Annotated in this window: 19 protein-coding genes and 1 tRNA gene; 6 read left to right on the plus strand and 14 right to left on the minus strand. The window is 45.5% G+C overall.

The window, feature by feature from the left end:
• Positions 1–29: 29 nt before the first annotated feature.
• Positions 30–1,493, minus strand: coding sequence for a DNA recombination protein RmuC (locus tag H5647_RS16765; protein WP_052692123.1), 1,464 nt, complete (start codon positions 1,491–1,493; stop codon positions 30–32).
• A 79-nt stretch (positions 1,494–1,572) separates the two neighbouring features.
• Here H5647_RS16765 and murI point away from each other — a divergent pair, with 79 nt between their 5' ends.
• The gene (murI, locus tag H5647_RS16770) at positions 1,573–2,385 is read left to right on the plus strand and encodes a glutamate racemase (RefSeq protein WP_052692124.1); all 813 of its coding nucleotides are present in this window, start codon (positions 1,573–1,575) and stop codon (positions 2,383–2,385) included.
• A 104-nt stretch (positions 2,386–2,489) separates the two neighbouring features.
• On the opposite strand, the gene H5647_RS16775 is transcribed toward murI, so the two are convergent.
• The 11 genes from H5647_RS16775 to H5647_RS16825 all read right to left on the minus strand — a co-directional run bounded on the left by H5647_RS16775 (position 2,490) and on the right by H5647_RS16825 (position 18,348).
• The gene (locus tag H5647_RS16775) at positions 2,490–4,367 is read right to left on the minus strand and encodes a SurA N-terminal domain-containing protein (RefSeq protein WP_045860192.1); all 1,878 of its coding nucleotides are present in this window, start codon (positions 4,365–4,367) and stop codon (positions 2,490–2,492) included.
• A 438-nt stretch (positions 4,368–4,805) separates the two neighbouring features.
• Positions 4,806–5,078, minus strand: a complete 273-nt coding sequence (locus H5647_RS16780; RefSeq protein ID WP_045860194.1) for an HU family DNA-binding protein — start codon at positions 5,076–5,078, stop codon at positions 4,806–4,808.
• Positions 5,079–5,423: 345 nt separating this feature from the next.
• Positions 5,424–7,841: an endopeptidase La gene (lon, locus tag H5647_RS16785; protein WP_045860196.1), complete on the minus strand. Its 2,418-nt coding sequence runs from the start codon at positions 7,839–7,841 to the stop codon at positions 5,424–5,426.
• 141 nt (positions 7,842–7,982) lie between these two features.
• Positions 7,983–9,272, minus strand: a complete 1,290-nt coding sequence (gene clpX, locus H5647_RS16790) for an ATP-dependent Clp protease ATP-binding subunit ClpX (protein WP_045860198.1) — start codon at positions 9,270–9,272, stop codon at positions 7,983–7,985.
• A gap of 208 nt (positions 9,273–9,480) precedes the next feature.
• The gene (gene clpP, locus H5647_RS16795; RefSeq protein WP_045860199.1) at positions 9,481–10,122 is read right to left on the minus strand and encodes an ATP-dependent Clp endopeptidase proteolytic subunit ClpP; all 642 of its coding nucleotides are present in this window, start codon (positions 10,120–10,122) and stop codon (positions 9,481–9,483) included.
• 389 nt (positions 10,123–10,511) lie between these two features.
• Positions 10,512–11,825, minus strand: coding sequence for a trigger factor (gene tig, locus H5647_RS16800; protein ID WP_045860201.1), 1,314 nt, complete (start codon positions 11,823–11,825; stop codon positions 10,512–10,514).
• A 55-nt stretch (positions 11,826–11,880) separates the two neighbouring features.
• A tRNA-Leu gene (locus H5647_RS16805) sits at positions 11,881–11,965 on the minus strand.
• A gap of 207 nt (positions 11,966–12,172) precedes the next feature.
• Positions 12,173–13,348, minus strand: coding sequence for an acetyl-CoA C-acyltransferase FadA (gene fadA, locus H5647_RS16810; protein ID WP_045860202.1), 1,176 nt, complete (start codon positions 13,346–13,348; stop codon positions 12,173–12,175).
• 10 nt (positions 13,349–13,358) lie between these two features.
• Positions 13,359–15,515 carry a fatty acid oxidation complex subunit alpha FadB gene (fadB, locus tag H5647_RS16815; protein WP_045860204.1) on the minus strand — a complete coding sequence of 719 codons (2,157 nt, stop codon included), beginning with the start codon at positions 15,513–15,515 and terminating at the stop codon, positions 13,359–13,361.
• Positions 15,516–15,812: 297 nt separating this feature from the next.
• The gene (locus H5647_RS16820) at positions 15,813–16,433 is read right to left on the minus strand and encodes a helix-turn-helix domain-containing protein (RefSeq protein WP_052692125.1); all 621 of its coding nucleotides are present in this window, start codon (positions 16,431–16,433) and stop codon (positions 15,813–15,815) included.
• 61 nt (positions 16,434–16,494) lie between these two features.
• The gene (locus H5647_RS16825; protein WP_045860206.1) at positions 16,495–18,348 is read right to left on the minus strand and encodes a beta-ketoacyl synthase; all 1,854 of its coding nucleotides are present in this window, start codon (positions 18,346–18,348) and stop codon (positions 16,495–16,497) included.
• Between the two features lie 142 nt (positions 18,349–18,490).
• Here H5647_RS16825 and H5647_RS16830 point away from each other — a divergent pair, with 142 nt between their 5' ends.
• Complete coding sequence (locus tag H5647_RS16830; protein ID WP_045860208.1) at positions 18,491–19,489, plus strand: GlxA family transcriptional regulator; 999 nt, start codon at positions 18,491–18,493, stop codon at positions 19,487–19,489.
• A gap of 95 nt (positions 19,490–19,584) precedes the next feature.
• Here the strand turns inward: H5647_RS16830 and H5647_RS16835 are convergent, their stop codons facing one another.
• Together H5647_RS16835 and H5647_RS16840 are read right to left on the minus strand one after the other, a co-directional pair.
• A complete protein-coding gene (locus tag H5647_RS16835; RefSeq protein WP_045860211.1) occupies positions 19,585–20,085 on the minus strand; it encodes an Hsp20 family protein in 501 nt (166 codons plus the stop codon).
• 177 nt (positions 20,086–20,262) lie between these two features.
• Positions 20,263–21,231: a TIGR01777 family oxidoreductase gene (locus H5647_RS16840; protein ID WP_045860213.1), complete on the minus strand. Its 969-nt coding sequence runs from the start codon at positions 21,229–21,231 to the stop codon at positions 20,263–20,265.
• 291 nt (positions 21,232–21,522) lie between these two features.
• Here H5647_RS16840 and H5647_RS16845 point away from each other — a divergent pair, with 291 nt between their 5' ends.
• From H5647_RS16845 to H5647_RS16860, 4 genes are all read left to right on the plus strand, one after another.
• Positions 21,523–21,840, plus strand: a complete 318-nt coding sequence (locus tag H5647_RS16845; protein WP_045860215.1) for an HPF/RaiA family ribosome-associated protein — start codon at positions 21,523–21,525, stop codon at positions 21,838–21,840.
• Positions 21,841–22,202: 362 nt separating this feature from the next.
• Positions 22,203–23,426, plus strand: coding sequence for an ISL3 family transposase (locus H5647_RS16850; RefSeq protein WP_045860216.1), 1,224 nt, complete (start codon positions 22,203–22,205; stop codon positions 23,424–23,426).
• A 59-nt stretch (positions 23,427–23,485) separates the two neighbouring features.
• Entirely contained in the window at positions 23,486–24,475 is a 990-nt protein-coding gene (locus H5647_RS16855; protein WP_045860217.1) for a hypothetical protein, read from the plus strand.
• A gap of 358 nt (positions 24,476–24,833) precedes the next feature.
• A complete protein-coding gene (locus H5647_RS16860) occupies positions 24,834–25,394 on the plus strand; it encodes a hypothetical protein (RefSeq protein WP_162926426.1) in 561 nt (186 codons plus the stop codon).
• Positions 25,395–25,497 lie beyond the last annotated feature (103 nt).

The raw sequence follows: 25,497 nt of genomic DNA on the forward strand, positions 1-25,497 counted from the left end.
TAATCTCACCATAATACGGCATTTATAGCCTACTTTTTCTCAAGTTCAAAGTGCTCTTGCACAGCCTCATCCTCTTCGATGGATAACACGCTTTCAGCAGCGTCAAGCGCTTCAGTCTTTAACTTTTCGGGTATGTTTCGACTCGTCTTCGCGCCCAGATCACGTAAATTTTCGACTCGGCGCACCAAATTTCCACGACCACTACTCAACCGCTTTCGCGTTGTATCGTAAGCCTCAGACGCCTTTTCCAGAAATTTACCCACATCATCAATCCCCGCCAGCAACATAACGAACTGATCATATAGTTTCCCCGCGCTTGCCGCGATTTCTTCCGCATTACTATTTTGCTTTTCGTATCGCCACAACGTTTCTACCGTTCGTAACGCCACCATTAAGCTCGAAGGGCTAACCAGTACAATATTGTTATCATACGCTTCTTTGAAAAGCGCAGGAGCTGCTTGTATTGCGGCAATATAAGCAGCCTCTATGGGCACAAATATAAATACGAAATCTAATGTTCTCACGTTCTCTAACTGCTCATACTTCTTTACCGAAAGCCCCTTGATATGAGTACGAATAGAATCTATATGCCGTTTCAAGGCTTGATTTTTTTCGCTAGTATCCTCAGCGTCGAAGTAGCGTTCGTAATCCACCAAGGACACTTTTGCGTCAATAACAATATCCTTACCTTCTGGCAGATGCACAATCACATCCGGCTTAAACGTCTTTCCAGACTCGTCTGCGTGAGCCTTCTGTGTATCGTATTCACGCCCTTTTTCAAGGCCAGACTGTTCTAGTAAACGCTCAAGGATGATTTCACCCCAAGTGCCCTGCGCTTTATTGTCGCCTTTTAGAGCTGCCGCTAGGTTGTTCGCTTCGCTACTAATCTGTTGGGTATGTTTTTGCAGCTCAACAATTTGCCCCACCAACTTACTACGTTCACTGTTTTCCTTGTGATAGACATCCTCCACGCGCTTGTGGAAATCTTTAAGTTGCTCTTTGAACGGAGACAATACGGTTTCTATTTGCGACCGGCTTGTAGCCGTGAATTGCTGCTGCTTGGCCTCAAATAGCTTATTTGCCGACAACTCAAACTCTTTAAACAGTTGCGCTTTCGTTTCATCCAGCAATTGTTTCTCTTGCACATTCTGTTTTCGTTGGGCGTCGAAGCGGGTTTCCATTTGAATAAATCGAGATTTATACTCGGTGAGTACAGCAACTTCGTCGCGGCTGCGCTCCAACTGCCGCGCCATGGACGCTTGCTCAGCCTGCACACGGGTAAGGGTTAAGTCTTTTTGATGAAGAACCACTAAAGAACTCTGCTCTTGCGCTACCACTGTGGCCTGAAGCTCGGCTACACGCTGATCAAAGCGTTTTTTATCGCGTTGTCGCCCCACGTTTGCCAAGGCCCACCCTGCCGATGCCATTAACACACTTCCGAATGCGAAGGGCAATAAATAGTAATTTTCAAAAAATGACAATAATTCAAACATAGTGTTTTCTGTATCGAGTGGAAAAGCTTTGCTATTATCCTTTGGCCTTTTCTAATGGTAAAGCCGGACAATAATTATTGTGCAACGAACACCCACTATTCTTATATTCGACTCTGGCGCTGGCGGCTTGAGTATCGCAAGGGAAATCCAAATACGTTACCCCTATTGCGACCTCGTTTACGTGGCCGACAATGCACTGTTTCCATACGGCTTAATGGACGATAGCCACCTCATTGACCGCGTAGTGCAGTTGATGGGAAGCCTTATTGCGCGCTATAAGCCAGACATTACGGTAATCGCTTGCAACACCGCAAGTACAATTGCACTAGCCCCTCTTAGAAAGCGTTTTAAGCAAATTTTTGTTGGCGTGGTTCCCGCCGTAAAGCCGGCCGCGGAAACGTCATCTAGTAGCGTTATAGGGCTATTAGCGACGCCAGCGACGGTAGACCGTGAGTATACAAACACTCTAATCACTAAGTTTGCAGCGCACTGCCATGTGTATACGCTCGGTAGCAGCCAACTCGTACACTATGCAGAGGCGCAAATTTGTGGCAATCCCGTCGATGACGATAAGCTATCTGACGAGCTGGTGCGATTAACAGGGCAGGATCACTCTGGCACTATGGATAAAATTGTGCTCGCCTGCACTCACTTCCCTTTGCTTAAAGAGCGCTTTACCAGCCTTGGTCACTTCCGCAAAATAGATTGGATTGATTCTGGAGAAGCTATAGCACGGAGAGTTGGTCATCATTTAGCGGATATACCGCATAACGCTCAATCGTCCTCCCCCGCTAAGCTCAATTTTGTGTTTACTTCATCAACAACCAGCACCGAAACTAAAAACGCCTACCGTCGCTATTTAGTCACATCGATAGAAAGCGGGTCTCCGTAGCTTCAACCAGTAAAATTTCATTCCGCAAACATTTTATAGAAGGCGAAAAAAAAGCTTCGAAACTCCAAACGAAGTAACGAAGCTTTTTAAGAGCGCGAAACGCTCTAGTGTATTTCTATTTCTGCTCCAGCAATAACGTTTGCCTGGAAAGCACCGCCTTCATAGCGACTATTCTCTGTCGTTAACTGGGATGCCAAACCGGTAATATCTAGCGCATCCAAATCAGCAATAGAGCCTGGTTTCTTGGAGGTGATACCAACAACTCTCATGCTACCGTCAGCATTTTTGTTCATTTCAAAAGTCGTTACACCTTGAACCATCGGTGCCGAGAAGACTGCCCGACGAGTCGTCGGATCCGAAACGGGTGCGCTACGCGTTGTATTTTCATGAACGGCAAAACCATAACCAAGATCATCCGCAAGCGTATTCGCTTCACTCCCAGCTTTAACAGAGGCAATAAAGGCATCGGCTTTATCGGTTAATATCGCCGCTACTTCGTTTTCAACAATAAGCTCTTGAATTTGCGCGGTTACCGCTTCTAGCGGTTTAATATGCTCAGGAGAGTGAGACTTCAAACGCAGCACGACAGCTCTATTACCGGCCAACTCGAGAACCTCGCTATTTCGACCATCGACAAGAACTTCGTCGCCGAACGCCACTTCTCTAATTTTTGCGTTAGACGCAATACCTAGGCCGTTAGAACGTTCAAACATTGACGACACTTGCACCTCGGCACCCACTTCCGCGGCGGCATCATCAAGGCTATCTGAGTTAAATGTAAGCTCTTCCAACAGCTCTAAACTTGAGGAGAAAATCTCTTCTGCTTTTGCCGTTTTTAATGCAGCCGCAATAGCATTTTTACGCTCGTCAAAACTAGGCATTTCATCAACACTTTTAGACACAACTTTAATCAAGTGTACGCCAGAATCGGTGCTCACCGGCGCCGACACTTCACCCTCTTCAAGTAAGTAAACGGCCTTTTCAAAAGCTTCGGGGAAAATACCTGATAGCAACACACCTAATGACCCGCCAGAATCTTTCGAACCTGCATCGTCAGAATAGACCTTGGCAAGCTCTGCAAACTCTTCACCTGCCGCTATTTTCGTTTGTAATTCAGCTAAACGGTCGTCTTTATCTTCTGCATTTTTATCGACCAAAATATGTGCGATCTCGTACTCCGCAGACGAACTAAAATCAGCAACTTCTAGATCATACTGAGTGCTTATTTCTTCATCAGATACAGTTTCTGTATTTGCTAAAGCGGTAACAGACAACTCAATATATTCAATAGATAACTGTTCAGGTTGTGAAAATTGCGCTTGATTACTTTCGTAGTAAGTTGCAATAGCATCATCACTAACAGTAATTCCTTCAGCCAAGCCTTCAACGGGAATGTCTGCGGTGTAAAACGAACGCTGCTCATAGATAATTTCGACTAAAGCAGCCTTTTCGGCTTCAGTTACAAATGAAGACTTATCTAGACCTGCATCCAACTGCTGCAGCATGACACTTTCTACAAGCTCACTTTTGTAGAGCGCAGGAGAAGAGCCAATTCGACTTAACAACGATCGATACAACTGAGGATCAAACACTCCATCTGTTTGAAAATCTTTCTGCGCTACGATTTGCGTATTAACCGTTGCGTCTGAAGCGGCCATACCCGCACTCTTAATAGAGGCGATTACCGCTGCTTTCTTCGTAAGACGATCTAACACCGGCGCGCGCAAATTTTCATCTTTCAAGTAGTCGGCAGACGGATCAACGCCTTGCTGAGACAGCAAGCGCTGCTTTTGCATGTAGACTTCTCGATTCACGGCTTGATTAGAGATGGTTTCACCATCAACAACCGCCGCATCCGTTCCTGCAACAGAACTTAACCAAGAACTACCTACACCACTGATAACCATCGGCAGGATGAAAAAGAGCACAATAATACTAATAACCACTGTGCCTTTTAAGTTTTCTCGTAACCCCAGAATCATATCGAACCTCGATTTTTTTGTTTTTAAAACACAAAAAAAGGCGCTACCATTTTGCGCCTTTGACGACTTAAATTCATTTAAATCGATCAGGTAGTATTTGTGTTTTTTTTGTTTTTTTCATTTTCATTTTACTGATTTAACACCGCTCCAATACGAGAAGCAATCTAACGAACGATTCAACAATCCGAATATAGGAACAATCATAAATGGCTTCGCTGTGTATTTGACCTAATCAGTTATTATTAGTTTTCTAGATCGAGACACAATAATTAACAGGGTTAAAACAGGGAGGCGTACCAATTGGTGAAGCTTGAAATCTTTCCCGCTAACTTTTGCCGATTACTTATTAATAAAGTTAAATCAACTAACGTTAACTTAAACCGGCAACCGCAATAATACGACCACCAGTTTAACGTCTAATAAACGCTTTAACCTATATTAGTTAACAGCGTCTTTTAAAGCCTTACCAGCTTTAAAGCTCGGTATCTTTGCAGCTGCGATATCGATAGGCGCGCCCGTCTGAGGGTTACGGCCAGTTCGAGCAGCGCGCTCTTTCACAAGGAAAGTACCGAAGCCTACCAATGCAACCTGATCACCTTCTTTGAGGGCAGCAGCGATTGACTCAGTTACGGCATCCAGGGCTCTACCAGCGGCTGCTTTTGAAATATCTGCGGAAGCAGCGATGGCTTCTACCAATTCTGACTTATTCACTTTAATCCCCTCTTTTTATTGGATTACTCTATTAAACACTTCTAATGCTTTACATTTGCGCAGCCCAATGATTGGCTGTCGTAACTAGGTCCCTGGGCGACAATGCCCCGCAAAGAATTGCGATTTATACCAACTGCCCGTATACCGGTCAAGAATGAAATCCATTATTTGTCGGACACGGCCATAACTGGCTGTTTTTTGACCGCTTTACCCCTTTGGGCAAGCACCCTGGCTCTACATTCAAGATGTGACCAAGCTTACAGTGGAGCCTATAGACGTGAAAATAAGCATCTATTGTTGGCCTAGCTATCGCAAGGCGACCAAATGATCGCCCCACAAATACGGCTAATGTGTGCTTATACGTTTGGACTCTTCACCTGCAGTTTTAGCTTGCGCTTCGAGCTCTTGATACTCTTCGTCACTATAGGGCTTGGGCATATACTGCAATGCTATTTCAAGCACTTCATCAATCCATTTTACAGGTTTTACCGTTAAATCTTCTTTGATGTTATCGGGGATTTCACGCAAATCAGCTTCATTTCCGTGAGGAATAATAACCGTTTTAATTCCACCGCGATGAGCCGCCAGTAATTTTTCTTTCAGGCCACCAATTTTTAGCACCTCGCCACGCAACGTAATTTCACCGGTCATAGCCACGTCTGCCAATACCGGAATATCGGTAAACACTGATACCAACGCTGTGCACATGGCAATACCTGCGCTTGGCCCATCTTTCGGGGTTGCCCCCTCCGGAACATGTATGTGCAAATCTCGTTTTTCATGGAAATCCGGCATGATGCCCAAGAACTGAGAGCGAGACCGAACAACGGTCATTGCTGCCTGAATAGATTCTTGCATAACATCGCCTAACGAACCGGTTTTAACCATTCGCCCTTTCCCTTTAACCGACGATGCCTCAATAGTTAATAACTCTCCACCGACTTGCGTCCATGCTAGCCCCGTCACTTGGCCAACTTGGTTTTCATTTTCAGCTTTGCCGTAATCCGATTTCCGAACACCAAGGTAATCTTCTAACTTATCGGCAGTAACCGTAATGGTCTTCGCGGATTTAGATTTTACATTTGCCGTTACGACCTTGCGGCAAAGTTTTGCGATCTCTCGATCCAACCCTCGAACTCCCGCTTCACGTGTGTAATAACGGATCACATCTAATATAGTATCTTCGGGAATAGCAGCTTCAGTTTCTTTTAAACCATTATTCTTTGTTTGCTTAGGAATTAAATATCGGCTAGCTATATTGACCTTTTCATCTTCGGTATAACCCGGAATACGAATAACTTCCATACGATCGAGTAACGGCCCTGGAATATTCATAGTGTTTGAGGTACACACAAACATTACGTCTGAAAGGTCATAATCAACTTCGAGATAATGATCATTAAAAGAATTATTCTGCTCAGGATCCAATACTTCCAGCAACGCAGATGCCGGATCACCACGATGATCCATACCCATTTTATCGATTTCGTCGAGTAGGAATAATGGGTTTTTAACCCCCGCCTTCGACATTTTTTGGACAAGCTTACCCGGCATTGAGCCTATATAGGTTCGACGATGACCTCGAATTTCGGCCTCATCCCTAACGCCACCCAGCGCCATGCGAACAAATTTACGGTTAGTCGCGCGCGCAATAGATTCACCCAAAGACGTTTTACCCACTCCTGGAGGCCCAACCAAACACAATATGGGGCCTTTCACTTTTTTAACTCTTTGCTGAACCGCTAAATACTCGAGGATGCGTTCTTTAACTTCTTCTAGACCGTAATGATCTTTATCTAAGATATCTTCTGCCCGCTCTAGATCGTGACGTACCTTACTACGCTTTTTCCACGGAAGGTTTACCATCCAATCGATATAGGCTCGCACAACCGAAGCTTCGGCTGACATTGGTGACATCAATTTGAGTTTGCCCAGTTCAGCTTTTACTTTACTCTCGGCCTCTTTACTCATGCCAGCTTCAGCTATTTTCCGCTCTAACTCTTCAGCCTCACTGACCTCTTCGCCCATCTCACCAAGCTCTTTTTGAATAGCTTTCATTTGCTCATTCAAATAGTACTCGCGCTGGCTCTTCTCCATTTGTTTTTTAACGCGGCCGCGAATGCGTTTTTCAACTTGATAGAGGTCTGCCTCAGCTTCCATCAAGCCAATTAAATGTTCTAACCGTTCCTGTACCGCAGGAATTTCAAGAATTTCCTGCTTCTGAGCCAGCTCTAGGCTCATATGAGCGGCCACGGTATCCGCTAAACGACCCGAGTCGTCTATACCACTTAAAGAGGTCATAACCTCTGAAGGAACTTTCTTACTTAAATTAACGTATTGCTCAAAACGAGAGATCAAAGAACGCGTTAACACCTCAACTTCTCGGCCTTCGACGTCATCTTTCGGCACTATGGCAATATCCGCCATGAAGTACTCGCTCTCTTCTGTGATCGACTTTATCTCTGCCCGCTGCCGCCCTTCCACCAACACTTTTACTGTGCCGTCAGGAAGCTTTAACAGCTGTAAAACACTTGCTATGGTTGCGAAACCGTATAAGTCTTCAATTCCTGGTTCATCCACAGAAGCATGCTTTTGCGCTACCAGTAATATTTGCTTGTCTTCGGCCATCGCTCGTTCTAGCGCCGCAATAGACTTAGCTCTACCGACAAACAGTGGGATGACCATATGCGGATAAACAACAACATCACGCAAAGGTAAAAGAGGAAGGCGATTATCGCCTACGACAATCTCTGATTGATCCATTTATGACCTCGAAACAACTTATGCCGCTATACGGCGGGAACATAAGAGTACTGGGAATTACAAGCAACAAACGCAAAAAAGGGGCAATTAACCGCCCCTTTTTGCAATAACAACAATTGTGTCTTGGCATTACAAAACGAACTATTCCTCGGGCATAGCCTTCGGAGACTCAGTATTACCGTAAACAATCAATGGCTCAGACTCACCTTTAATAACGGATTCATCAACAACAACTTTTTCGACATTTTCTTCCGATGGTAGCTTGTACATTGTTTCCAAAAGTACATTTTCCATTATAGAACGCAAGCCTCGCGCGCCAGTTTTACGCTCCATTGCCTTCTCTGCAACTGCGTCAAGGGCGTCGTTACGAAAATCGATCTCAACATTCTCCATTTCGAAAAGCTTGCCATACTGTTTTACGAGTGAGTTTTTAGGCTCTTTAAGAATAGTGACCAAGGCTTCTTTATCAAGCTCGTCTAAGGTTGCAATAACCGGTAAACGCCCAACGAACTCAGGGATCAACCCATAACGAACCAAATCTTCTGGCTCTAAATCTTTTAGCGTCTCACCAACATTCTTGCTGCCATCTTTACTCTTTACTTCAGCGCTGAAGCCTATACCGCCTTTTTCAGAGCGGTCTCTAATAACCTTCTCTAAGCCGGCAAATGCACCACCACACACGAATAAAATATTCGAGGTATCCACTTGTAAAAACTCTTGCTGAGGATGCTTGCGCCCACCTTGCGGAGGAACCGATGCAATTGTGCCTTCTATCAACTTAAGCAATGCTTGCTGAACACCCTCGCCAGATACATCACGTGTAATAGAGGGGTTATCGGATTTACGCGAGATCTTGTCGATCTCATCAATATATACAATACCTTGCTGAGCTTTCTCCACATCGTAATCGCACTTCTGGAGTAGCTTCTGAATAATATTCTCGACATCTTCACCGACGTAACCCGCTTCAGTCAGCGTAGTGGCGTCCGCTATGGTAAAAGGTACATTCAGTAAGCGCGCCAAGGTTTCAGCCAATAACGTTTTGCCACTTCCAGTAGGGCCTACAAGTAGGATATTACTCTTGCCAAGCTCGACTTCGTCCTTACCTTTTTTCTGGTCACCAACACGCAAGCGCTTATAGTGATTATAAACAGCAACGGCAAGCACTTTCTTCGCATCTCTTTGACCGATAACATAGTCATCAAGAGTCGCCGAAATCTCTTTAGGTACAGGCAATTTATCACTACCACCCTCGGTAGCACTCTCCTGAATTTCCTCGCGAATGATGTCGTTACATAAATCAACGCACTCATCACATATAAAGACGGAAGGCCCGGCTATTAGTTTACGTACTTCATGCTGACTTTTACCGCAAAAGGAACAGTACAACAGTTTGCCGCTATCTTCGTTATCACTACTATTGTCGGACATTCTCGTCTCCAACCAACTCTTTCAATACTATTTTCGATTTAGACTTCGGTTTAGCTTCAGCTAGCCGTAAATACAGCCAGTTAAAGTCTTATTGTGGCCATGAGGTGTCTGGAGTGTCAACTTGTTAGCTGGTAATCAACCATTCCAGCTGCGATACAACATTTATGAACACCCTCGGCTACTTAAACCAAGTTTTCAATCAGCTCTTTTATGCACCTACGCCATCCCGACTTTGAAGGACTTCATCAATCAGCCCAAAAGCCTTAGATTCATCAGCACTCATAAAATTATCGCGCTCAGTCGCAACGGCAACCTCATCTACTGTTTTACCAGTATGGTGTGCCATAATTTCATTCAAACGCTCACGAATTTTCAGTATTTCTTGTGCATGAATATGAATATCGGTTGCTTGCCCCTGCGCACCACCAGAAGGCTGGTGAATCATTGTGCGTGCATTTGGTAAACAATACCGCTTACCTTTTGCGCCCGCTGACAGCAAAAACGACCCCATGCTACACGCCTGGCCGATACACATCGTGCTGACATCAGGTTTGATGAACTGCATGGTATCGTATATAGAAAGGCCTGCGGTTACGGAACCACCAGGAGAATTAATGTATAGGTGTATATCTTTATCGGGGTTTTCAGCCTCTAAGAATAGCAACTGAGCGACCACCAAATTGGCCATATGATCTTCTACTTGTCCCACTAAAAAAATAACGCGTTCTTTTAATAAACGGGAGTAAATATCATAGGAACGCTCACCGCGTGCGGTTTGTTCAACAACTATCGGCACCAAAGAACTATCGATTCCAGGCGCAGTACCACCGTACAGATCTAGTTGGGACATAAAATGTTTCCATTCATCAATTTACGATAACAATTATAAATTTTGGGCAGGGGTTGGTCGGCCATGTAAGTTTAGTCGCTTGCCCGAATTTGCACTAGCAAATTACCGACTCACATTCCGAAACAATATATCTACAGCGAATAAACGCGAGTTTGCCCGCCTATAGATCCATTATAAGGGCGAAAAGGCCACATACAATGATTGTAGCCACAATAGAGAGAGATTCTTTACTCAAACGCGCAATCGTTAACCATTCAGTTCAATTGGCGCACGAGAAACACTTTTTATTATTTTTAACGCCACAACACCTCAGTCCAAATTTGGCGCATAAAAAAACAGCCCCATATAGGAGCTGCTTTTATGTATACACGGAAGCGTTATTGATGCCGCTATCCGTTTTCAGATGGCTTTACAATATCTTCGTAAGCTACTTTTTCGTCGGTTACATTAGCCGCTTCTAGCAGAATGTTAACAACTTGCTCTTCAAGAGCAGCCGCCTCAACACTCGCTAACAACTGCTCGTTGCCGTAGTAGTAATTAACAACTTGCTCGGGATCTTCGTAGGTGGAAGCTGTTTCCTCGATAAGCGATCGAACGATATCTTTATCGGCTTTGATTTCTCGGTCTTTAACCAACTCTGAAATCAACAAAGCCAAAGCGGTACGACGCTCGGCTTGCGCTTTAAACATATCGTCTGGCAATAAAGCTTTTAGGTCGAGATTAGCGGCTGCCTGACCATACTGCTGTACCATTTGCTCGCGAAGCGCATTAATTTCGGTAGCAACAAGGGCTGCCGGAAGCTCAATAGGATTGGCCTCAAGCAGTGAAGTCATAACCTGCTCTTTTAGCTTAGCCTTGATAGCCCGCTGCTTCTCACGCTCCATGTTCTCAGCGACATCGGTGCGGAATTTCTCAACGCCACCCTCTTCAACACCAAACTTTGCAAAAAATGCATCATTCAAAGCAGGTAGTTTTTCGCCCTTAACCTCGGTTAAAGAGATGCTAAACTCAGCCTCTTTACCCCGTAATTCTTCTACTTGGTAATCGTCTGGGAACGTTGCCGTAACAACGCCGCTTTCACCGGCTTTCATTCCGATAATCCCTTTCTCAAAACCTGGGATCATAGTGCCAGAACCTAGCGTTAAGGCGTGCGCTTCGGCACTTCCGCCCTCGAAGGATTCGCCATCAATTTTACCTTCAAAATCGATAGTAACTTGGTCACCCTTCTTAGATTTACGCTTTACAGGGTTCATTGTCGCTTGAGCCTTACGCAACGACTCTATCATTTTGTCGATGTCAGCCTCTTCAATGTCCGCATCTAGACGCGAAACAGCTAGCTCATCCAACCCTTTGAGTTCTACCTCTGGGTAAACCTCAAAGGTTGCAACATATTCTATGTCTTTGCCTTCGTCCATCTGAACAGGCTCAATTGCAGGCTGGCCAGCGGGTCGTACAGATTCTTTTGTGACTGCATCGTAGAAAGAGCGCTGTATTACGTCACCAAGCACCTCTTGCCGTACACCGGCGCCATAACGCTGCTTCACCACTTTGAAAGGAACTTTACCTTTACGAAAGCCATTAATGCGTACTGACTTGGCAGCATCATTCAACCGCTTAGTCACTTCTTGATCAACGGCATCCGCTGGGATGCCGATTGTTAAACGACGCTCTAAGCCAGATGTTGTTTCAATGGAAACTTGCATCTTGTTCCTCGTAGAAAATAGTGGAGATTAAACTGTGAATAATATGTTTGAGTTATGGTGCGGTCGGAGAGACTCGAACTCTCACACCTTGCGGCACTGGAACCTAAATCCAGCGCGTCTACCAATTTCGCCACGACCGCATAACTCAAAAACTAGCCACCACCTATATAGATAACGAGAGATTCTCGTCTAACCTGTTGTTTTATAAAGAGTAATTTCAACTTTACTCTTGCAGGTGGCCGCTGAAGGGTGGCAATTGTGCCACACTCATCTGAGCGGTTCAACAATCACATTAAGAAGAAAGTAAAACAGTGCCAGATTAACCCCAACACTGATTAAAGTTCAGCCTAAATTCGCTCAAAAACTGTCGTTATGCCCTGCCCCAAGCCTATACACATAGTAGCAAGCCCCAGCTGTGAGTCATTTTCCTGCATCACTGACAATAACGTTCCTGAAATTCTGGTGCCGGAACAACCGAATGGGTGGCCCAATGCAATTGCTCCCCCATACAAATTAACTTTTTCGTCCATCTTGTCCAATAAAGCTAAGTCTTTTAGGACAGGTAAGGCTTGGGCTGCAAAGGCTTCATTTAGCTCAACCTTGTCAATATCTGTCATTGCCAACCCGGCCAACTTAAGCGCCTTTTGCGTTGATGGCACAGGCCCATAACCCATTATCGACGGATCAACACCCATCACCGCCATTGACCGTACTCGCGCAATAGGCGTTAAACCTAGAGAAGCCGCTTTTTCAGCAGACATCACAAGCATGGAAGACGCTCCATCCGTAATTTGCGACGAGGTTCCAGCCGTAACAGTTCCGCCTTTTGGATTAAAAGCCGGTTTCAACGTTGCTAAGACTTCAGCGGTTGTCTCTGGGCGAATGGTTTCATCATGCTCCACCAACATTGGCGCGCCGTCTTCGTCATGCCCAATCACAGGAATAATTTCACGCGCAAACAAACCTCCCTCACGCGCGGCAGCAGCAAGCCTGTGTGATCGAGCCCCAAAGTCATCCATTTGCTCTCGCGTAATACCGTGCAATAACGATAGATATTCCGCTGTGAGGCCCATCGAGCCGGCTGCTTTTGCGACCGAAAGGCCCATTGCAGGATTTTGGTCAACACCTTCGCTCATATTGATATGGCCCATGTGCTCAACACCGCCGATCAAATAGACATCGCCAAGGCCAGCCATAATATTGGCTGCGGCGGTATGCAACGCGGACATCGACGAGCCACATAAGCGATTAACAGTTTGACCTGGAACGGAGTGTGGCAAACCCGCTCTTAATACAATATTGCGGCCTATATTGAAGCCCTGCTCACCACGCTGCATTACACAGCCCCAGATTAAGTCATCTATTTCTTCTGGCGGAAGCGCCAAGTTTCTAGACAGTAAACCATTAATAACATGCGTACTCAGGTCTTCTGCTCTCACATGCCGAAAACACCCATTTTTAGAACGTCCCATTGGGCTGCGAGCGTAATCAACGACAACAACATCTCTTGGATTCAAACTCATAATCTTGGCCTCACGGAACGGGATAATAGGTTGTTTTGCTGTTTAGTTTTTCTGTCATGCCTTCTGTCATTCCATATAGAGGGCCAAGCGCCTCTAACGGTTTTATCATAGAAGAGAAAGCGTCCAAACCAACGGTATCTAGCCAACGAAAAATACCTCCCCGAAAAGGAGGAAAGCCAATACCATAAATTAGCGCCATATCGGCTTCTGCGACTGACGCCACTACACCCTCTTCCAAACAACGCGACAGTTCAGTAACCATTGGCACCATCATGCGAGCAATAATGTCTTCATCGGTAAATTCGCGGGCCTCCGCAACATGCGGTTTTAGAAGTGCAATACTCTCGTCCGTAGGTGCCTTCTGAGGTTTACCTTTTTTATCCGGCGCGTAGTTGTAAAAGCCTTTATTATTTTTCTGGCCGTAACGACCGGCTTCATGGAGAATATCGGACGCAGCAGTATACGACTTACCCATCCTATCGGGAAAACCGTCAGCCATAACTGATTCCGCATGCACGCCTGTATCGATACCCACAACATCCATTAAGTAGGCAGGCCCCATAGGCCACCCCCAGCGCTCCATTACTTTATCAATGTGCTGAAAGCTCGCGCCATCACGAAGCAACATGGAAAAACCTGCAAAATACGGGAATAACACGCGATTCACTAAAAACCCGGGGCAATCATTGACTACGACCGGCTTTTTACCCAATGCGTTGGCATATGCGACCGTACGCGCAACAGCGCTATCCGACGTTTTAGCGCCGCGAATAACTTCGACTAAAGGCATTGCGTGAACAGGATTAAAAAAGTGCATGCCACAAAAATTTTCGGGGCGCTTTAACGACGCGGCTAGGTGGTCAATTGAAATGGTCGACGTATTAGAGCAAAGAACAGCGTCTTCACGAATATGTTTTTCTGTCTCAGCCAGCACGGCTTGCTTTACTTTCGGGATTTCAACAACCGCTTCCACCACAATATCAACCGTATCAAAATTGTCGTAACTCAAAGTGGGTTGAATACTTGAAAGCACATGAGCCATTTTCGCGGCCGTAATTCTGCCACGCGTAACTTGCTTGTTCAGTAACTTTCCAGCCTCTGTAAGGCCCAGGTCTAAGCCGGCCTGTGCAATATCTTTCATTTTTATCGGCGTACCTTTGTACGCAGACTGGTAGGCGATTCCTCCCCCCATTATACCTGCACCTAAAACAGCGGCCTGCGTTACTTTTCTATCCGCCCCTTTTGCAAGATGTTTAGCTTTTTTAGTGAGCAATTGATCATTAATAAAAAGACCGACCAAACTTTTTGCCGCGGTTGTTTGTGCAAGCTCGGCAAAATACTTGGTTTCTATCAGCAGTGCATCATCACGCCCCAACTTAGCCGCTTCTTGCATGGCCTTAATCGCCGAGACAGGTGCTGGGTAGTGGTACCCCGCCTGCGCTTTGACAAACGCTTTCGAGCTTTCAAACGATAATAGTGCTTCTATATCATTATGCTTTAGTGGCGATTTTTTCTGAGTTTTACGCAACGCAATAGGCAGCTTTCCTGAAACTGCTTGGCGTAACACCTTGAGTGCGGAGACACCTAATTTATCACGTTCCACTACGCCATCCGCAACGCCTGCGGCAAGCGCTACCAGAGCTTTCTGATCTTTGCCGGATGCAATCCATTCAACCGCTACGTCTACACCCGCTAATCGAGGCAACCTTACCGTGCCACCCCACCCGGGAATTAGCCCAAGCTTTATTTCCGGTAAACCAACTTTTGCATCAGAGCTAAGAATACGGAAGTCGCACGCTAGGGCAATTTCCATGCCCCCTCCCAAGCAATACCCATTAATTGCGGCAACGGTTGGAAAAGATAAATCTTCGATACGACTAAATAATTTGTTCGTTTTTCCTACAAAAGCTTTAATGCCCTCATCACCCAGTTTAAACGCGGGGCCAAATTCGGTTACGTCTGCACCCACAATAAAAACGTCTTTACCGCTGCACAACACCATGCCTGCTGTTTCGGAGCGTTGTTCCAGCACCGTTACAACCTGCTCTAACTCCTCGAGCGCTGCGGCTGTAAACTTGTTAACAGATTCGCCTTGCAAATCAAATTTCAGCTCTACAAACCCGTCTTCTAGCTCACTCAGCTGAAACGCTTGTCCATTAAAAATCATGCTCACCTCTGCTTCTTATTTAGCGAGTGTTAAGAGCCGCTTGTTAGGCTCCCGATGAATAAAACGTTGCCACACGGCATTTATAGGGTCAACATCTATAAAGACTTTATGCTTATAACAATCAAAAATGCTTGTGGCGGCATACACTAATGAAACGGCCTCTTGCTATCACTAGTCAAAACGACTGATATAGCTATCCTTATCAACCACCAGCAACGACTGCTCCAAAGTATGGAACAGAATACTAAGGATCGATAGAAATTTAAGACGAAGGGAGAATAAATAGAGAAGAAAGCGCTAGGTGCGCCTATCACTAAATGACACTGAAATTACGGTGCATTCTTTTTGGCCATGATTCGCCAAACTGTGGGAACGGTGTAGTGAAAAATGGAACCCTTCTCCTACATCCAAATGATACTCGTGGCCATCTAGCCGTAAAGTCAGTATTCCGTTTACCACTATGCCGCCAACAAACCCTTTACGCATCATCCATTCAGAGGCGATATTTGCGCCAGGAGAATAAGTTTGGCGCGAAATGTAAACGCCGTCTCTACCCGCTTCAGTAAGCGGCATAATGCAACTTTCTGCGCCATCCTTTTGCACTTTAACGAAATCGCCCTCTCGATAAATAGGGGGCATAAGCTCAAGGTTATCGGAAAAGAACTCTTGCATTGTTAACGGTATTGCAGACAATATTTTTTCCAGCGAGCTCACAGAGGGGCTAACCTTGCCTTGTTCGATCATAGACAGCGTACTATTTGTAACGTCTGCACGGCGAGCCAGTTCCCGCTGAGAAAGCCCTTGCTGTTTTCTGACCGCTTGCAATCGCTCGCCTAAATTCCCAGACAGTGGCAACGCTGTCGAATACCGAACAATGCCCTCTCCTACGCGTCGTTTATCCTCTAGATCATCATCCATCGGAGCACTTCCATCTGCTTGATTTCATTATTCACGCCATTTTCCGGCTAAAACATTTCAATTAAAAAGAGTAGCCTTCACTATCTCCCAATGTAATCGGCTGAGCGTATCCCGGCAAGCTAATTGAGTCTGGTGTAAGCTTTATTTCCGACTCGTCGATAAGATCTGTACCAAAGGCATAAATAGGATTTAACTCTGCCTTGTCTGCCTCACCAAGATAAATTTTGGATTGCGCTTCGCTCGCTTGTTGCCTATCACGAAAAGCACTCAACTCGGCCGCCGAATAACGTTTACTTAAAAAACCATTTAAAACACTTGGAGACAACACCGTGGCAGTTGCGTTGTTACCGCCAAAGCCTTTGGAGTTTAAAAAGGCTATCTGACTTGAATCAACGCCCAGTTCTATATCCGTATTCGAAAGGTTTAATCGGTCGGCGTATACATCACTAGCGACGCTATCTATCGTCTTAATACCGGGCACGATGCCATGAGCAAAAGTCCCTAAACTTGCAATAAGTTGGTCGCCACTGGCAGGCCCAAGCGAATGCCCTAAATAAGATTTAACCGCTGCCACCGGCCAATTTGAAATTCCGAAGGCTCTTGCAACCTCGTCGAATATTCTCGATTCAGTCACTCGATTATGCGGTGTACTGGAGCCATGAGCGTGAACGAAACTACGCTCACGCACTGCCTGCTCCCCAAGAAGTGTTCGCGCCAAAGACACCGCTTTGGCCATGGTCACATAATTACCCGCACCTGGTGCCGAAATCGACTTCTTATGGCCGTCAGCATTCACATAAACACCGGGCACAGCACCGTATACCTGAGCCCCCAACTCCACCGCCAAATCATCCGCCATTAACACAACATACTGGGCAGATTCTGCCAACGTAAAACCGCAGTTTTCGCCAAAGGGCCGGCTGGCGCGACGATAATTCGGCGTATCGGTACTGTGTAAACCCTCAAGCTTTAACAAATCAGCATCCGTCGCCAAGGCGCTCATCGCCGAATAACCATCCATAACTTCAGGAATAATAGGCGCCTCACTTGACCCCACGAGCACAATTTTACGGCGCCCACTGCGAATATCCTCTACACCCGCGCGTAAATTGTAGAGAAACGTTGCACAGGCGCCGGTAACGCCGCCTGTTGCACCAACGCTACCGAGAACATAAGCATTGACGAAGTCAGCTGGCATTGTATTCAAACCCATAGCTAACTGTTTCGACGTAACGCGCGACGCTAATTGACGGGCCTGCATCATACCGCCAAATCCCGTACTATCGAGCTGGCTCATAACGCTACTGCTATATACGGCAACTGCATCGGGCGATATCTTAGACGTTGCCTCTTTCCAGTCGATACCCATAGATTTTACCGCGTCACTTGCCGCTAAAATCGACATTTGCAGGCCACGAGGGTGATGCTGCGAGCGATAGTGAGCACCGGGATTAAAACCCGTGGGCAATTGCCCAGCCGCTTGAACCGGCATTTTTGAGGTACAACTAAGCGTTAGGGTTTGAGTACTATCAATAGATATTTGATAACGCTTACCCCCGTCATCCAAAGGATCTGCAGTCCAATGCTCGGGTAATGGGTAAGGCAAATCCTTACCGGCAATCACGAACTTAGCAGGGTCACGCGGGCTCGCCTCCAAATTAATGCGCTTGCCAGCAGGCGTATTATTCACATTGAAAAAATCATGGCCAACCTGACGAACCAACGTACCATTGATAACGGCTTGTTCGTCATACGATGCCTGCCCCATCAGGTGAGATAAAGAGCTGAGGGTTTGCTGACGTAAATCACCGCTAAGGCTCTCTAAAATCATCCGTCGATAAGACTGAAAGCCCGAGCTTCTTCCGGCAGCGTTAAACCCACCAAAACCTACAATTAACGGTAAAAAATTCGCCATATTTACACCTGACTGTTGTCGACTACTCAATACTGGATAGCGCACAGTGTAGGGATTCCTAACCGCATGGGTACCGCCATTTCAGCCACCGACCATGGTATATTGGCCACAATATCACGAGTAACAAAATGGCGACCAATTAATGCTCAACATCTCTTTCTTACTGTGCGACAACATGTTGGCAACCAGCGCCACACTGCCCATGGAGCTACTCCACGCTGCCGTTACGCTAGCTACCGCGAATATCGATTCAGAACTGGAGGCTCAACCCCTTAAGATCACTTTAGTATCCACTTCAGGACACCCCATAAAAACACGCACAGGCCTCAAGCTCTCGCCAGATTGCGCAATTGCCAATGCCCCAACGGCCGATATCGTCTACCTTCCCGCTCTGTGGCGTAATCCAGAGCCTATCCTAAAAGCTAACCTTGAGGTTATTCCCTGGCTCCAGGAGCATTATCGCAATGGCAGCCTGCTTGCCGGTGTAGGCACCGGCTGTTGGTTCTTAGCGGAAGCTGGTTTATTGGACAATAAACCAGCTACAACTCACTGGTTCTATTTCGACCGATTTCAAAAACGATTTCCCAATATTCAACTAAAACGTCATCACTTTATTACTCAAGCAGGAAATCTTTATTGCACGGGCAGCGTCAACTCGTTAGCCGACCTCACCGTTCAATTTATCCAACGTTATTTTAGCCATCGCATAGCGAGCCATGTAGAGCGTCATTTCTTCCACGAAATACGGGCCTCCGCACGGGCCGCCCAAGCCTTTGACGAAGCCGATAACGCACACCCCGACGAAGCCATTGTGCAAACCCAAACGTGGTTGCAGTCTAATTACAATCAAGAGGTGCAAATGGGAGAGCTTGCGGAACAATTTGGTATGAGTACGCGAACATTCAATAGGCGGTTTAAAACAGCCACAGGCAGCACACCCCTTGCCTATTTAAAAAACATTCGCTTACGTATTGCAACAGATTTACTGAAGAGCAGTAATCTATCGGTAGGAGAGATTGTATTTCGAGTGGGCTATCAGGATGGAGCGCATTTCACGCAACTATTCAAACAGAAACACGGCGTGACCCCGAGCGTGTACCGCACAACCGTACGCGCCAAACTATTCACGCCTCACGAATAGACGTTGTGCCACAATCTATACTCATTCGCTTTTTGACAAAAAATAAAGGCCGAATAAAACGGCCTTTATTGACTGATCGCGCCATTCACAAAGAATTATGCAGCGTTATTTTTTGCAGCCGCTATATTGACAGAACCAGACGGATGAACATTGCTGTTGCTCGTGCTTCCAGCAGTTGCTATCGCTATAGTGCGCGGCTTCAATGCATCAGGAACCTCTCGCACTAAGTCAACATGCAATAAACCATTCACTAAAGATGCCCCCGTTACGGTAACGTAATCCGCCAACTGAAAACGGCGCTCGAAATTTCTAGCGGCAATACCTTGATGTAAAAACTGGCGACTCTCTTCTTTAGACGCTTGATTATTTCCCGTAACAATCAAACTATTTTGTTTGGTTTCGATGCTTAATTGAGCCTCATCAAACCCTGCTACCGCCATCGAAATACGGTATTGGTCTTCACCTGTAAGCTCTATATTATAAGGTGGATAAGTAGGCTGGCTCTGATCAGAACTGGAGAGATTATCAAGCAAGCTTGCCATACGGTCAAACCCGATTGAAGAACGGTAAAGTGGAGAAAAATCAAAATTACGCATAGGAATATCCTCTAAATGTGAGCAATATTAAAATTTGGCTTATCGTTAACGATCAAACCATTCCAACGCCGAAAAGTATAAAATACTGTTGCAACGTTGTTATATAGGCCCCCTTACGGCTGGCCTATCAATAATATTGGGACACAAAAAACAACTTCAAGGAAAAATAATATTTTTTTATAATTGCGTAACGTCTTCTAGAGCCGTGCCAATATTTCTATGCAGAAAATCAAACCCTAATGTTTGCGCATTACCGGGAACTACATGCTGCCCACCAATTAACAGCTCCTCAGCCATTTGACCGTAGATAATTTTCAACAAAAACCCTGGGGTTGGAAAAAAAGCTGGACGGCACAGTATTGCCCCCAATTTTTTCGCGAATTCGGCTTGTCTAACAGGGTTTGGCGCCGTAGCATTCACAACACCTCTATACTCTGGGTCGTGTATAGAGGTGACCAACATGCGCACTAGATCGCAAATATGTATCCATGACAACCATTGCTGCCCTCCGGCAATAGGCCCACCTAAAGCTAAGCGAAAAATAGGCAATAACTTACTTAACGCCCCTCCTCCTGGGCCTAATACTACACCAATACGAAAAATACATACCCGAGAACCTAGCGCTATAAACTTCTGCGCGGCCGTCTCCCACTCACCGCATAGATCTGCAGCAAAACCCTCACCCTTCGCGCTATTTTCACAAAGAATTTCATTATCACGCACACCGTAGTAACCCACAGCGGATGCATTAATTAAAACTTTAGGCACATGACCTCGCGCTTTAACCGAACGTAACAAACTTTCGGTTAAACGTACTCGGCTATCCATTAAAATCTTCTTTTGCGCTGTATTCCAGCGTTTTTCAGCAATTGGCGCGCCCGCCAAATTCACGATGACATCCGGAACCACACCTTCGGGCAATTCTAGATAAGAGGATACAAAAGTAATGGAACGGTGCCGATGATGGCTTGGCATGCGCGTTTGAACAAACAACTGATAGTCATGGGCGTCATCATCTACGAGAGAGGTGTTTTTACTTTCTAAACCAGAAGGAAGCTGTTGGCATGATAATTTTAGCAAGGCGGAACATAGTGCCCGGCCGATAAAACCTGTACCGCCATTGATAAACACCACTATCGACGCCATAGTTACCCCTGTTTCATTGTTTTTATTTTATTATTATTTTGCACCTTATTCAGTACCGACAATTGCGAAACAGTCAATATTCACAACCACCTATTTCCTCAGTATACGCTCAAAATTAACGAAACAGCCAGTAACACCCTCGCTTATTCTTTATATTGCTATAACCATTCAATTTTCCCATAGAATATTCTTAAAAACCGCTTGATAAATATTTTTAAAACGCCATGATTAGTTTGTGGGCCCACTATTACATTTTATATTTTTTAAACCGGCACTGATGGAGGTTAGCCTATGAAGTCCAATACCGATGTTGTATACCGTGATCTAGAGCCCTCACCTGCACTAAACGATACTATCCACAAAAAAATCGAAAAACTCTATCGCTACTCGGATTCTATTATTCATAGCCGCGTGGTACTGGATAGCCCGCACAACCATAAACACAAAGGTAAAATGTTTCGCGCATCCATAGAGCTTGGCGTGAAAGGAGCGCCCATTACCGTCACCCATGACGACCCATCACCTCATGTCGCCGTAAGAGACGCTTTCGCTACGTGCGAACGAAAACTCAAAGAAGACTCTAACCGCCGAAAATCAACACGGCATTAGTGACCGCGCCATTAGATGATAGCCTTATCATTAAAGAGTCTCAGAGTAAGTCTAAGCGACCGCCGACTCTAAGGAATATTTATTTTCATCCTGTAATGCAGACGGGCTAATTGCCCGTCCATGCACAATACTTATGCATGCGCTGCCATCAATACACCGAGGCAAGAATAATTTAAGCCCTTCGGCCTATTCCACAAAAAACACGTAACTGCTGTACTCTCGCTCTCGGACACCCACACCACCGCTTGAACCAAGAAAAACAATACTGTACATTAAAGGGTCTTCCCCTATTCAGGTGGCTTTCTAGCCTTTCCTAATAAACTCCCTTAGAATCCCAGCCTTTTATTTCTTGGTTTTCAGTGATGGACGAGCTTTCTCTTTACGAAAAAATATTATCAATCTCTTCTCCTTGGTTTGTCGAATCAGTTCAGCTAGATGAGCGTGACAACACCGTTCACGTCCACGTTGAATACGATTGCGACAAACATTTAACCTGCCCTTTGTGTGAATCCAGATGTAGTCGCCATGACACCAGAACAAGAACATGGCGCCATCTCGATAGCTGTCAATTTCGCACTCTCGTTCACGCGAATATCCCTCGCTCTAAATGTCGCACGCACGGTGTATTGCAAGCTGATATCCCCTGGGCTGATAAGCGATCAAGTTTCACCTTGATGTTTGAGGCTTATGTAATCTCCTGGCTTCAAGAGGCGAGTATTAATGCCGTCAGTAAGAAGCTGGCGCTTAGCTGGAATGCTGCCGATGGAATAATGAAGCGGGCTGTAGAGCGAGGCCTAAAAAGACGGTCTCATCTACATATTCAAAACCTAGCTGTCGATGAGGTCTGCAGCAAAAAGGGACATGAATATGTGACCATTGTTTCCAATGATCATGGGCATGTAATAGATGTCCAAGAAGATCGCAAAAAATCGAGTTTAAACGCATTTTTTACAGGATTAAGTGACAAGCAAATCCAATCAGTTGAAACGATTAGTATGGATATGAGTCCGTCCTATATTTATGCCACCAAAGAGTATATTCCTCACTGGGAAAGAGCGATATGTTTTGATAGGCTCCATGTTGCGATGGACTTAAATAAGGCTCTAAATAGTGTTCGTAAAAGTGAAGCCAATATGGTCGCGCAACAACACAAGCTAGAGCTCCATAGATCGAAATTTGCATGGCTGAGATCACGTGAAAATCTAAAGGATATTCATTCTGTACAGATTTCAACATTAAGCGTTGTAGCAAAGAAGACTGCACGCGCATGGGCGATAAAGGAGTATGCCATGGAGCTCTGGAATTATGATGATCGTATATGGGCTGAAGAAGCTTGGAAGCAATGGTACAGCTGGGCGATAAGAAGCCGCCTCAATCCTATAAAATCGGTAGCTAAAAGCATAAAGAAGAATCTATGGGGGATAATAAACGCCATCGTAAATAAAAAGAATAATGCTGGTGCAGAAAGTATAAATAGCAGAATAAAAATGCTAAAAGTAAAAGCGAAAGGTTTTAGGAATAAGGCCCGTTTTAAGGCTGCAATTTTATTTCATCTCGGCGGGCTGGACCTGATGCCAGAAATCTAGCCACCCGAATAGGGGAAGGCCCATATTAAAACAGCAAAAGTTAACTCAAGGAATGAGCCATGCCCCGCCCAAGGAAGCAACAAATCTCACTAGATGCCACACCCTACTATCACTGCACATCTCGCTGTGTGCGCCGCGCGTTTCTTTGCGGCCTAGATGCGTTAACCGGTAACGACTACGAACACCGCCGACAGTGGGTTGAAGACCGTATTGTATTCCTGGGGGAGGTGTTTTGCATTGACATCTGTGCTTACGCCGTAATGAGTAATCACCACCATCTGGTATTGCATATTAATGCCGCAGAGGCTCACACGTTAAGCGATTTAGAGGTAGCCAAACGCTGGCACACCCTTTACAAAGGTACCCCCTTAACCCAAGCGTTTGTAAAAGGTGGGCCGTTAGATGACGCCCAGCGGCAGGCCGTGAAAGAAAAGCTGGACCAATGGCGCTTGGAACTCGCCAGCATAAGTCGTTTCATGTGGGCTTTAAACGAACCCATTGCCCGCAGGGCAAATGCAGAAGACCACTGCACAGGTCGCTTTTGGGAAAGCCGGTTTAAATCACAGGCGTTACTGGATGAAAAAGCACTCGCCGCTTGCATGGCTTATGTCGATTTAAATCCTGTTCGAGCCAAAATGGCGACAACCCCAGAAAGCTCGGAACATACCTCTATAAAACGGCGTATTGAGGCCCTTAAAGCGGCTAACACTCACCCCTCAACTCAACCTTTAAAACTCGCTGAATTTGTAGGCAACCCAAGAGAACCCATGCCCCAAGGCTTACCCTTTCACCTGAAGGATTACATTCAGCTCGTGGACATAACAGGCAGAGCGATTCGAGAACACAAACGTGGTTTTATCGACAACAACTTGCCACCCATTCTAGAGCGATTGAATATAACCAGCCGCGAATGGCTCACACTCACCACCCAGTTCGAATCCACATTCAAAAGCTTAGTCGGCTGCAAAGCAAAACTCATGCTCGCTGCCAAAGTTCTAGGATTGAAAAGAAGACCGGCCTTCGCGAATTGCGAAGCCATTTTCCACTAACACCCCATCCTGCAATAAACCCTACCTTTCTCGAACCTAGAGAGCGGCTAGACTCGTCTGAAATTCAGAAAAATCAAATATTTCACGCCAAAAACAAACAGTAATGAAATAGCGCCTATGGCGTGGTGGGTTTAATAAAAACCACAACTAAACTGATTGTTTTTCTCTTAACGTGGCTGTCCGATTATTTCCTGTATGTAATTTCCCAAACTACAGCCGTAAGATCAGTATTATTTCAACCAAATAAACATCCTAATCCTATCCCCTCCTTATAACGTTAATTCGGGAATATAAATTTTCCCTGTAAATCCCCAAATTTTATTTGATGCACTTCATATAAATTTTGTCTAATTGACGAATGAAACGATTTTACCCAGATTTTGAGTCCATTCAGGCTTTTACTCTGTCCCTCGATTACCATCAAAATGAACTGACATGTGTTCATTGTTCAAAGAGCGACCAGTTTGTCTCGCATGGCATTATTTACAAACAACGTTCAAGCGTACTGGCAGATAAAGTAGGCAAACGCTTGTTTTGCTCCAACCGCTATGGCCGAAGTGGTTGTGGCCGGACATTCCAGCTGTATGTCGCAAGCGAGGTCCCTGCTTTTCGCTACGGCGCGGCTCATCTCTTTATCTTCATCACTGCATTGGTGGCGAAGGTGGGTATCAGTGAGGCTTACCATCAAGCAACCGGCCAACTCGAGACCCGCAATGCCTGGCGGTGGCTCAACCGCTTAATGTTCAAACTCAGTCACTATCGAAGCGTCCTCAAATATCGAAAGGATGATCTTTTAAATTCCTTCCGCTCATCCAGCCATTATTGTCAACACTTGCTCCCCACTCTTACCCGACTGTTCACCTCAACAAAGAACGGCTGCATTCACTATCAAACGGATCAACAACAGTCGTTTTTATAATCCATTTTTACTCATTCAATTTTTCCACCCAGACAATTTTTGCAACTTTACGGCCGAATCAAACACACACAATGCTCATCACTTAAATCTCGATTGTTGCGCA

Source organism: Teredinibacter purpureus, from assembly GCF_014217335.1.
Lineage (GTDB): Bacteria > Pseudomonadota > Gammaproteobacteria > Pseudomonadales > Cellvibrionaceae > Teredinibacter > Teredinibacter purpureus.

Bases quoted from the DNA above. Each gene is read 5' to 3' on its own strand.
- H5647_RS16765 (WP_052692123.1), bottom strand. From the start codon at position 1,493: ATGTTTGAATTATTGTCATTTTTTGAAAATTACTATTTATTGCCCTTC.
- H5647_RS16775 (WP_045860192.1), bottom strand. From the start codon at position 4,367: ATGATTCTGGGGTTACGAGAAAACTTAAAAGGCACAGTGGTTATTAGT.
- lon (WP_045860196.1), bottom strand. From the start codon at position 7,841: ATGGATCAATCAGAGATTGTCGTAGGCGATAATCGCCTTCCTCTTTTA.
- clpX (WP_045860198.1), bottom strand. From the start codon at position 9,272: ATGTCCGACAATAGTAGTGATAACGAAGATAGCGGCAAACTGTTGTAC.
- clpP (WP_045860199.1), bottom strand. From the start codon at position 10,122: ATGTCCCAACTAGATCTGTACGGTGGTACTGCGCCTGGAATCGATAGT.
- tig (WP_045860201.1), bottom strand. From the start codon at position 11,825: ATGCAAGTTTCCATTGAAACAACATCTGGCTTAGAGCGTCGTTTAACA.
- fadA (WP_045860202.1), bottom strand. From the start codon at position 13,348: ATGAGTTTGAATCCAAGAGATGTTGTTGTCGTTGATTACGCTCGCAGC.
- fadB (WP_045860204.1), bottom strand. From the start codon at position 15,515: ATGATTTTTAATGGACAAGCGTTTCAGCTGAGTGAGCTAGAAGACGGG.
- H5647_RS16820 (WP_052692125.1), bottom strand. From the start codon at position 16,433: ATGGATGATGATCTAGAGGATAAACGACGCGTAGGAGAGGGCATTGTT.
- H5647_RS16825 (WP_045860206.1), bottom strand. From the start codon at position 18,348: ATGGCGAATTTTTTACCGTTAATTGTAGGTTTTGGTGGGTTTAACGCT.
- H5647_RS16830 (WP_045860208.1), top strand. From the start codon at position 18,491: ATGCTCAACATCTCTTTCTTACTGTGCGACAACATGTTGGCAACCAGC.
- H5647_RS16835 (WP_045860211.1), bottom strand. From the start codon at position 20,085: ATGCGTAATTTTGATTTTTCTCCACTTTACCGTTCTTCAATCGGGTTT.
- H5647_RS16840 (WP_045860213.1), bottom strand. From the start codon at position 21,231: ATGGCGTCGATAGTGGTGTTTATCAATGGCGGTACAGGTTTTATCGGC.
- H5647_RS16845 (WP_045860215.1), top strand. From the start codon at position 21,523: ATGAAGTCCAATACCGATGTTGTATACCGTGATCTAGAGCCCTCACCT.
- H5647_RS16850 (WP_045860216.1), top strand. From the start codon at position 22,203: ATGGACGAGCTTTCTCTTTACGAAAAAATATTATCAATCTCTTCTCCT.
- H5647_RS16855 (WP_045860217.1), top strand. From the start codon at position 23,486: ATGCCCCGCCCAAGGAAGCAACAAATCTCACTAGATGCCACACCCTAC.
- H5647_RS16860 (WP_162926426.1), top strand. From the start codon at position 24,834: ATGAAACGATTTTACCCAGATTTTGAGTCCATTCAGGCTTTTACTCTG.